Source organism: Fusicatenibacter sp. (assembly GCF_050872605.1).
Taxonomy (GTDB): Bacteria; Bacillota; Clostridia; order Lachnospirales; family Lachnospiraceae; genus Fusicatenibacter.
Genome location: NZ_JBNMHD010000067.1, coordinates 1 through 7,414 on the forward strand (window position 1 = coordinate 1; position 7,414 = coordinate 7,414).

General features: G+C 48.7%; 8 protein-coding genes and 1 pseudogene. 8 read left to right on the forward strand and 1 reads right to left on the reverse strand.

The genetic code is table 11. The features are described 5' to 3' along the window. The 5 genes from ACY2VT_RS13760 to ACY2VT_RS13780 all read left to right on the forward strand — a co-directional run. The coding region (locus ACY2VT_RS13760; protein WP_461880270.1) for an ATP-binding protein at window positions 1-882 on the forward strand (882 nt) is incomplete at its 5' end. A gap of 474 nt (window positions 883-1,356) precedes the next feature. After that, window positions 1,357-1,536 (forward strand): hypothetical protein, encoded by a 180-nt coding sequence (locus ACY2VT_RS13765; RefSeq protein WP_022462477.1) that lies wholly within the window; start codon window positions 1,357-1,359, stop codon window positions 1,534-1,536. After that, complete coding sequence (locus ACY2VT_RS13770; RefSeq protein ID WP_461880271.1) at window positions 1,520-2,203, forward strand: Crp/Fnr family transcriptional regulator; 684 nt, start codon at window positions 1,520-1,522, stop codon at window positions 2,201-2,203. The genes ACY2VT_RS13765 and ACY2VT_RS13770 overlap by 17 nt, the downstream gene beginning before the upstream one ends. 195 nt (window positions 2,204-2,398) lie before the next feature. Beyond that, a complete protein-coding gene (hcp, locus tag ACY2VT_RS13775) occupies window positions 2,399-4,033 on the forward strand; it encodes a hydroxylamine reductase (RefSeq protein ID WP_461880272.1) in 1,635 nt (544 codons plus the stop codon). Between the two features lie 218 nt (window positions 4,034-4,251). Beyond that, window positions 4,252-4,581, forward strand: a complete 330-nt coding sequence (locus ACY2VT_RS13780) for a cupin domain-containing protein (RefSeq protein ID WP_461880273.1) — start codon at window positions 4,252-4,254, stop codon at window positions 4,579-4,581. 104 nt (window positions 4,582-4,685) lie between these two features. On the opposite strand, the pseudogene ACY2VT_RS13785 reads toward ACY2VT_RS13780, so the two are convergent. Next, window positions 4,686-4,889: pseudogene (locus ACY2VT_RS13785) on the reverse strand (AAA family ATPase); the annotation flags it as partial. Window positions 4,890-4,999: 110 nt separating this feature from the next. On the opposite strand from ACY2VT_RS13785, the gene ACY2VT_RS13790 reads away from it, so the two are divergent. The 3 genes from ACY2VT_RS13790 (at window position 5,000) to ACY2VT_RS13800 (ending at window position 7,292) form a co-directional block, all read left to right on the forward strand. Continuing rightward, the gene (locus tag ACY2VT_RS13790) at window positions 5,000-5,164 is read left to right on the forward strand and encodes a hypothetical protein (RefSeq protein ID WP_461878316.1); all 165 of its coding nucleotides are present in this window, start codon (window positions 5,000-5,002) and stop codon (window positions 5,162-5,164) included. A gap of 447 nt (window positions 5,165-5,611) precedes the next feature. After that, window positions 5,612-6,265, forward strand: coding sequence for a YczE/YyaS/YitT family protein (locus ACY2VT_RS13795; RefSeq protein WP_461874775.1), 654 nt, complete (start codon window positions 5,612-5,614; stop codon window positions 6,263-6,265). Window positions 6,266-6,434: 169 nt separating this feature from the next. Beyond that, window positions 6,435-7,292 (forward strand): purine-nucleoside phosphorylase, encoded by an 858-nt coding sequence (locus ACY2VT_RS13800; RefSeq protein ID WP_461880274.1) that lies wholly within the window; start codon window positions 6,435-6,437, stop codon window positions 7,290-7,292. The last annotated feature ends 122 nt before the right edge of the window (window positions 7,293-7,414 follow it).

Sequence of the window (7,414 nt, forward strand, 5' to 3'; positions counted from 1 at the left end):
GTTGACCTTTATGTGACAGGCTCCAATTCCAGAATGATGTCTTCGGAAATAGCGACTTACCTGACCGGACGATATGTTTCCTTCCGTATCTATACGCTTTCTTTTCAGGAATATCTGGAATTCAAAAAGCAGTATACACAGATAAAGGATATCCATGCTGAACTGGCAGACTATATCCGCTTGGGAGGCTTCCCTGCAACACATCTGCGAGAGTATTCACAGGATGAGGTTTATACGATTGTCCGGGATATCTATAATTCCACGATTTTCTCGGATATCGTAAAGAGAAACCAGATTCGCAAGATCGACCAGCTGGAACGGGTGGTTCGGTACACATTTGCGAACGTGGGAAATTCATTCTCGGCAAAATCAATTTCTGATTATCTGAAATCAGAGCATCGTTCTATCGACAATGAAACGGTGTATAGTTATCTCGAAAAGCTGCAGAGAGCATATCTCCTTCATCGTTGTTCTCGCTACGACCTGCGCGGAAAGGAGATTCTGAAAACGCAGGAGAAGTTTTATCTTGCCGATACCGCTTTGCGTTACAGCGTACTGGGCTATACACCAGACAGCGTTGCTTCCAGCTTGGAAAATGTGGTGTATCTGGAACTTTGCAGACGAGGCTATACCATGACGATCGGGAAAACGCCGGATGGTGAGGTCGATTTTGTGGCGCAGAAGCAGAATGACCGGTTGTATGTGCAGGTCACACAGGAGATTAAATCTGAGAAGACCGAAAAGCGTGAATATGAACGACTGCTGGAAATTCGGGATAACTATCCGAAGTACGTTTTGAGAACCGATGAATTTGCCGGAGGCAATTACCAGGGAATCAAGAGTATGCACATTGCAGATTTTCTATTGAGCACTGAATATTAACAATGAGGGCGGCGGTGAGCCGCCCTTTTACATAGTCGGAACTGACTGATCATCGGTTCCGGCTATTTTTCTGCCCTTCTCCGGCTGCAGGTGCACATGCGGCCTCGGGAAGGGCTTTTTCCATCCACAATTTTTATTACAAATGGTCCGGTCATCCGCAAATAAATTTTACAATGTTTTGTACAATATCAATCTTGAGGGTTTATGGGGGCTGACCCATAAAGACCCCAAGAAGAATACTGAACAGAATTCCCGCAAAAATCAGAATCCGGATAATGGTAACTTTGATGCTGACATATTTTTTCTCTTTCATGTTTCTTCCCCCAGGATCCTGCCTTCCATCCTTTCTTTTCTGTCATACCCTGCTGTAAGTATGGCATAGACTTTTGTTTCCGGCATTAAAAATTCCATCGACATCCGTTTCTGCACACGGTATAATAGGTATCATGGAAAGAAAAAGGAGGTTGTTTTCTTATGTTATCCTGCACCTACGAAGTAGTCGCCATCGATGGTGATTACGCGCATTTACGCCGCAATGACATCGAACCGGAGGACAATGAAACGAAGCTGGTTGCCCGCGCGCTGCTGCCGCCGGAAATTATGGAGGGCAGTATTTTGAAATACGAGATGCTGCAGTATGAAATCATTGGCTGATGCTGTTTTTCCGGCCGAGGTGTTTTCTCTCCCGCTCTTTCAGGGAATCTCGGAAACCGGGCGGGCGGCTCTTGTTTCGAGCGGATGGCTGCGGACGTGTTCGTTTGAGAAAAACCAGACCATTTATCACATGGGTGACCGCGTGTCCGAACTGGGGATTGTGCTGTCCGGCAGCGTCTTTGTGGAGAATACAGATCTCTGGGGCAACCGCAGCATCTTAAGCAAGATCACCCCCGGCCAGGTATTTGCCGAGACGTATGCCTTCTGTCGGGAGCCGATGATGGTGAATGTCACGGCAGCCGAAGCCTCGACGGTTCTCTTTTTCAATCTTCGAAACCTCGACCAGACCGCCGATGGTGATGATGCATGGCAGTCCCAGCTTCGCAGTAACATGCTCCGCATCTCCATGCAGAAAAATCTTACCCTCTCCAACCGCATTTTCTGCACCACACCAAAGACGATCCGCGAGCGCGTGCTGGTCTACCTCTCCGCGCAGTCTGCCAAAACCGGCGCCGACACCTTTACGATCCCCTTCGACCGCCAGGGCCTCGCCGACTACCTGAACCTCGACCGGAGCGCCCTCTCCAAAGAACTCGGAAAAATGCAGAAAGAGGAAATCCTCGAATTTCATAAAAACAAATTTACGCTGCGTCATCCGTCTCTCTAGGCGGTACCGCAGCGTAAATTTTATGTGATTTGTTTTTCCACTTTTCTTTCTTTTTCTCTATTTCCGTGGTTATAACCACATACTTTTCCTGTTCTATCCGATATTCTGTACGTGTAAATTATGAAACTCCGCGCAGATCTGTTTTTCCCTCTGCGCTTAACCCCTCGGAAATACCCTACAGGAGGAACTATTTTTATGGAACAGAATATGTTTTGCTACCAGTGTCAGGAAACTGCCGGCTGCTCCGGCTGTACAAAATCCGGTGTCTGTGGAAAGCGCCCGGAGACAGCGGCGCTGCAGGATCTGCTGATCTGGACGACGAAAGGACTTTCCGCCGTGACGACACAGCTCCGCCGCGAAGGAAAAACCGTCGATGCCAGCGTCAATCATCTCATCACCGAAAATCTGTTTACGACCATCACAAACGTGAACTTTGATGATGATACGATCCGCGCACGAATTGAGGCAACGCTTGAGACCAAAGCGCTTCTCGCTCAGCTTGCCGACTGCTCCGCTCTGCCGGAGGCTGCACTCTGGAATGGCACAACCGATGAGTTTGCCGCAAAAGCAGTTACCGTCGGCGTACTTTCCACGGAAAATGAGGACATCCGCTCTTTACGCGAGCTCATCACCTACGGTCTGAAAGGACTTGCCGCGTACACCAGCCATGCCAATGTTCTCTTAAAAGAAAACGAGGAAATCGATGCCTTCCTGCAGCGTGCTCTCGCCGCAACGCTCGACGATTCCCTCTCCGCAGAGGAACTGACGGCACTCGCACTCGAGACCGGCTCCTACGGCGTGCAGGGAATGGCACTGCTCGATGAGGCCAATACTTCCGCTTACGGCAATCCGGAGATCACCACCGTCGATCTCGGTGTCGGCACCCGCCCGGGTATTCTCGTCTCCGGCCACGATCTGCGCGACCTCGAGATGCTGCTCGAGCAGACCGCGAACACCGGCATCGATGTTTACACGCACTCCGAAATGCTGCCTGCGCACTACTATCCGGCGTTCAAAAAATATGAACATTTTAAGGGAAATTATGGTAACGCCTGGTGGAAACAGAAAGAAGAATTTGAATCTTTTAATGGCCCGATTCTGATGACGACGAACTGTATCGTGCCGCCGAAGGACAGTTACAAAAACCGTATTTACACAACCGGAGCGGTTCGTTATCCGGGCTGCCCGCACATCGACGGTGCCATCGGTGAGACAAAAGATTTCTCTTTGCTCATCGAACAGGCAAAGCACTGCGCACCGCCGACGGAACTCGAGCAGGGAACCATCGTCGGAGGCTTCGCTCATGCACAGGTCCTTGCCCTGGCAGACCAGATCGTCGATGCCGTGAAATCCGGTGCGATCAAAAAATTCGTTGTCATGGCTGGATGTGACGGCCGTGCAAAGAGCCGCAGCTATTACTCTGATTTTGCACAGGCACTGCCGAAAGACACCGTGATTCTGACCGCCGGCTGTGCAAAATACAAATACAACAAGCTGAACCTCGGCGACATCAACGGCATTCCGCGCGTCCTCGATGCCGGCCAGTGCAATGATTCCTACTCTCTTGCCGTGATTGCACTGAAATTAAAGGAGGTCTTCGGCCTCGACGATATCAACGATCTGCCGATCATCTACAATATTTCCTGGTATGAGCAGAAAGCCGTCATCGTTCTTCTGGCGCTGCTGTCGCTCGGTGTCAAGAACATCCACCTCGGCCCGACACTCCCGGCATTTTTAAGCCCGAATGTTGCAGCTCTTCTCGTTGAAAACTTCGGCATCGCCGGAATCGATACCGTTGAAAACGATATGGAATTGTTTTTCGGAAAATAATCGAAAGCCCTTGCTTTCTTTCATTTTTCCACGTATACTGTATATGTTCAGACAAAAATATCTTTGAATTTGGGCATATCAGAAAAACGGACCTCAGATTCCATTTCTATACACGCCCGACACCGATGAGTCATCTCATCTTAATCACACATTTTTAGAACGTGCCTGGGAAATCCTTTTCAGACACGTTCTCATTCTATCAGGGAAGTTTATGAACTATGAGCATCATGAAAAATATCGATAAAGCCCAGGTTATGGTCTTAAAAGATCAGGTTTCCTACCAGGAAGGCCAGATCGTCAGCAAAACACTGGTACAAAATGAAGCAGTCAGCATCACCTTATTTGCCTTCGACAAAGGCGAAGAAATCAGCACCCACGAATCCGGCGGCGACGCTTTCGCCACCTGCCTCGACGGAACCGGTGAAATCACCATCGACGGCGTAAAATACGAACTCCACGAAGGCGAATCCATCGTCATGCCGGCAAAACACCCGCATGCAGTGTATGGAAAAGAGCAGTATAAGATGCTGCTGGTAGTGGTATTCTAATGTATCCTTTTTGAACCAATTATTGATATGCCTGGCAAAATAAGGCAGCATGCCTCAGGATTTCCTGTGATATGCTGCCTTGCCTTTTTATTCATTTACGCCATATACGTTTCCAGTGATGCAATATACTTTTTCTCTTTGATCTGGTTCAGCGCTGTATAGGCAGAATGATTCCATTTCAGTTCTATGAGAAGTGCCGGGTAATCCCTGCGAAATTCCGGTTTCGGAAGATAAACAAAGTCTGCAAAGCCCCTTCCTGTCGGCAGCTCACGAATCGGCTTGAAGTAATACTTCATGGAGCTTAAATAAAGGCAACGATAACGCGATCCTCTATCAGATCCTCACCTGCGCCGACTGCCTCGATGCGGCAACCGATTCCGTCGGACGCGCCTACAGCTCCGGCAAAAATTTTGCCGATATGCTCGCCGATCTCCGCTGCAACGCAGGCCGTATGTTCAATCCGGATCTCGTACAGCTCTTCGACAGCGAACAGCTCCAGCAGCAGATTGAATCCCTGATCACCGTTGATCGGGAACAGCTTTACCGAGAGGTTTTCGGAAAGAATGTATCACTCGTTTCGTAAACTGTATAATTATACATTGTTTTCAAGATTTCCTGCCGTCTTCTCACCAGTAGAATAATACGTTTATACGAATCACGTGATTGCTGTACCTGTCTGTATGTCTTAATCAGAAACATAGTGCATGGTGCAAACACATCTTAATATTGGTGTTCACTTTGTTAATATTCATGTGAACATTATTTTTCGAAAAACTTATTTTTTATTATTTTGCGTTCACTATAGTTCATTTTATCATTAAACATTTTGTTAACATAAATAAAAGAAAACTGTTTACATTTTGAAAAAAATATACTAAAATAACAGAAACAGGCAAATCTCCGCCGGGTAAAAAAACGGCGGAGATTTTTCTGGGAAAAAGGGCGAACAAGGCAGGAAATAAATTCTGCAGATCCGCCCGGAAAACATGAAAATACATTTTGTATTATTTTACAGGGAGGAACTCATACTATGAAAGAAATCATCCAGGGCTTCTACCAGAAGAAACATTTCTGGACCCGCCTGATTCTGGTCATCGCCGCCGTCATCCTGATGGGCTTTGCGCTCTCATGGCTGCTTCTCGTCGATCTCGGCACCGATCCGTGTACCTTGTTAAATCAAACCATCTCCACCCGCCTCGGCATCAGCATTGGAAACTGGCAGGCGCTCTTCAATATCGTCCTGCTCATCTTCGTTATCGTGTTCGGCGGCAGAAATTTAGGCTTTGGAACCCTCGCAAACATGTTCCTTGTGGGCTATTCCATCGACTTTTTCTCCTGGATCTGGGCGAAAATCCTTCCGCCGGATCTTTTTACCTCGATGGGTGTCCGCATCGCTGTGCTGATTCCGGCGCTGATCCTGTTTATCCTCGCCGCATCCTTCTATATGGATGTTGATATGGGAACCGCACCGTACGACGCAGTATCGTTCATCATCTCCACCCATCTGCCGAACGTTTCTTTCCGCGTGATCCGCATCGTCTACGACTTTGCTGTCACCGCAATCGCTGTTCTGCTCGGCGGAAAGCTCGGCATTGTCACCGTGCTGATGGTTATCACCTTAGGTCCGGTTATCGAATGGCTGGGAAATATCATGAAACAGCATCTTAACATTTTTGATGACTGATAATGATTGCTTTTCCATACTTTCTATACTACAATAGAACTACCAGATGATCTTTTTTCTAACTTGAGAAAAGCCTGCCTCCGGGACTCACATCTCTGCGGCAGGCTTTTCTTCTCTGAAAAAGCAGGCAGCAATGCCGAAAAATATACTATTTAAGGAGGTTTTTCTTATGAGCAACACCCCAAACCCTGTTTACGAAAAACTGATGAAATGCTACGAGAGTTTCCGCTCCCAGATCGATTTCCAGCCGGAAGTCGCACTGATCCTCGGTTCCGGCCTCGGTGATTTTGCGAATGATATCCGCGTTACCGCAACCCTCGATTACCACGATATCGAAGGCTTCCCAGTTTCCACCGTTCCGGGCCACGCGGGCCGTTTTATCTTCGGCCGCGTCGGCGATGTGCCGGTTGTCTGCATGCAGGGCCGCGTTCATTATTATGAAGGCTATCCGATGACTGATGTCGTTCTCCCGACCCGCCTCATGAAACTGATGGGTGCAAAAGCGCTGTTCCTGACGAACGCCGCCGGCGGCATCAAACAGGGCACAAAACCAGGCTCTCTGATGCTGTTAAACGGCCAGATCGCCTGCTTCGTTCCATCTCCGCTTATCGGACCGAACATCGACGAGCTCGGCACCCGTTTCCCGGATATGAGCCAGATCTACGACCCTGAGTTCCAGAAAATTGCACGGAAAGCCGCAGCCAGCCTTGATATCGACCTGATGGAGGGCGTTTACCTGCAGCTCACCGGCCCGCAGTACGAATCCCCGCAGGAAATCGCCATGTGCCGCACCCTCGGCGCAGACGCGGTCGGCATGAGCACCGCCTGCGAAGCCATCGCTGCACGCCATATGGGCATGCGCGTCATCGGTATTTCCTGCATTACCAATCTTGCCGCCGGCATCTCCCCGCAGCCTCTGTGCCATGCGGAAGTTCAGGAGGCAGCTGACATGGTTGCACCGCAGTTCAAAAAACTCGTTGCCGCAACGATTCAGGGCATCGCAAAGACACTGATGGTGTATAAATAAAGTTGACAGCCTATTCTCAAGGATTTCATAGTATAATCAAGAGAATAAGGAGGTGCCCAACTATGGCACGAAGTCAACGTAAATACGATCACGAGTACAAAGTACAGGCGGTTAAGCTTGCA

Excerpts from the sequence above, each read along its gene's own strand:
- ACY2VT_RS13770 (WP_461880271.1), top strand. The coding sequence starts at position 1,520 with ATGAAATCATTGGCTGATGCTGTTTTTCCGGCCGAGGTGTTTTCTCTC.
- ACY2VT_RS13780 (WP_461880273.1), top strand. The coding sequence starts at position 4,252 with ATGAGCATCATGAAAAATATCGATAAAGCCCAGGTTATGGTCTTAAAA.
- hcp (WP_461880272.1), top strand. The coding sequence starts at position 2,399 with ATGGAACAGAATATGTTTTGCTACCAGTGTCAGGAAACTGCCGGCTGC.
- ACY2VT_RS13800 (WP_461880274.1), top strand. The coding sequence starts at position 6,435 with ATGAGCAACACCCCAAACCCTGTTTACGAAAAACTGATGAAATGCTAC.
- ACY2VT_RS13790 (WP_461878316.1), top strand. The coding sequence starts at position 5,000 with ATGCTCGCCGATCTCCGCTGCAACGCAGGCCGTATGTTCAATCCGGAT.
- ACY2VT_RS13765 (WP_022462477.1), top strand. The coding sequence starts at position 1,357 with ATGTTATCCTGCACCTACGAAGTAGTCGCCATCGATGGTGATTACGCG.
- ACY2VT_RS13795 (WP_461874775.1), top strand. The coding sequence starts at position 5,612 with ATGAAAGAAATCATCCAGGGCTTCTACCAGAAGAAACATTTCTGGACC.